The organism is Armatimonas sp., from assembly GCF_043760365.1.
GTDB lineage: Bacteria > Armatimonadota > Armatimonadia > Armatimonadales > Armatimonadaceae > Armatimonas.
Map to the genome: position 1 here is coordinate 1 of NZ_JAYUPA010000515.1, position 1,608 is coordinate 1,608.

General features: G+C 59.6%; 1 protein-coding gene. It reads right to left on the reverse strand.

The window, feature by feature from the left end:
• Window positions 1–1,608: ABC transporter ATP-binding protein (locus ACH2EH_RS11985; protein WP_395141967.1), on the reverse strand; the 1,608-nt coding region annotated here is incomplete at both ends.

The window sequence follows — 1,608 nt, forward strand, 5'->3', positions numbered from 1 at the left end:
GGTGACCGAGCCGTACGAGGTCGGGATGCAAAAACTGAATGGCCCTGGGAACTGTGCCTCGTGGAGGCGCTGGTAGATGCCACCGGACGTGACAAGCTCCTGGTGGCGGCCTTGCTCCGCGACTCCTGTCTCATCCACTACCACGATTCTATCGGCGTTCTGGATCGTGGCGAGGCGGTGGGCGATCACTAAAGTGGTGCGGCCCACGGAGAGCTCGGCCAGCGACGCTTGAATGGCGCGCTCGGTCTCGGTGTCTAGCGCGGACGTGGCCTCGTCGAGAATCAGAATCGGGGGATTTTTGAGAAACATCCGCGCAATGGCGAGCCGCTGCTTCTGCCCGCCCGAGAGCTTCACCCCGCGCTCACCGATGACAGTATCGAGGCCGTCGGGGAGCTGGGCGATCATCTCATTGAGTCTCGCCCGTCGCGCGGCTTCTTTAATTTCTTCGTCGGTGGCATCGAGCCGCCCGTAGATAATATTCTCACGGATCGTCCCCGCAAACAGAAAAACATCTTGCTGCACGATGCCGATATTGCGCCGCAGCGACGCCAACGTCATCTCGCGAATATCCGTGCCGTCTACGGTGATGCGCCCCGAAAGCGGCTCGTAGAACCGAGGCACCAGCGAGCAGATCGTGGTCTTGCCCGCGCCGCTCGGCCCAACAAAGGCGACTGTCTCGCCGGGGAAGATCGTGAGATTGATGTTATCGAGCACCAGCTTGTGCGCTTCGTAGCCAAAGCGGACACTCTCAAAGCGAATCTCGCCCGTCAGGTGCCCGATGGCTTTTGCATTCGGCGCGTCGGCGATATCGGGTGCGGTGTTCAGTAATTCTGAGTAGCGCTTGAAGCCCGCGATGCCCTTCGGGTAGGTCTCCAGCACGGCGTTGATCTTCTCGACGGGGCGAAAGAAGACATTGACCAGCAGCAAAAAGCCCATAAACCCGCCGACCGTCAGCTCGCCATGAAGAACGTAAAACGCCCCGGCGATCATCACAAAGAGCTGAACAATACGCATGGTCATGTAGCTCAGTGACATGCTCTTAGACATCAGGCGGTAGGCATCGAGCTTGGTGTCGCGGTAGGCTTCGTTGTCTTTCGCAAAGAGCGTGCGCTCGTGGTCCTCGTTGGCAAAAGCCTGCACCACCCGCATTCCCCCCACATTCTCCTCGATCCGTGCATTAAAATCCCCGATACGGCCAAAAAGTGCCCGCATGTTGAGCGTCATCGCCCTCCCGTAGCGCGTCGAGACCCACGTCATCGGCGGCACGACCAGCCCCGTGATCAGCGCGAGTGTCGGATTGAGCGTGAACATCAGCCCAAACGAGCCCAGAAACGTCATCACGGCGATAAAGGCGTCCTCGGGGCCGTGGTGCGCCACCTCCCCGACTTCCTCTAGGTCTTTGGTGATCCGCGCGACTAAGTGTCCGGTCTTCTGGTTGTCGAAGAACCGGAACGAGAGCTTTTGTAGGTGGTCGAAGATCTTGCGCCGCATCTCGGTTTCGATGGAGATGCCCAGCACGTGCCCCCAGTAGTTCACGACATACTGAAGCCCCGTGTTCACTAAGTAGATCAGCAGCAGCCCCACGGCGGCGCTGAGAATCAGCCCCCA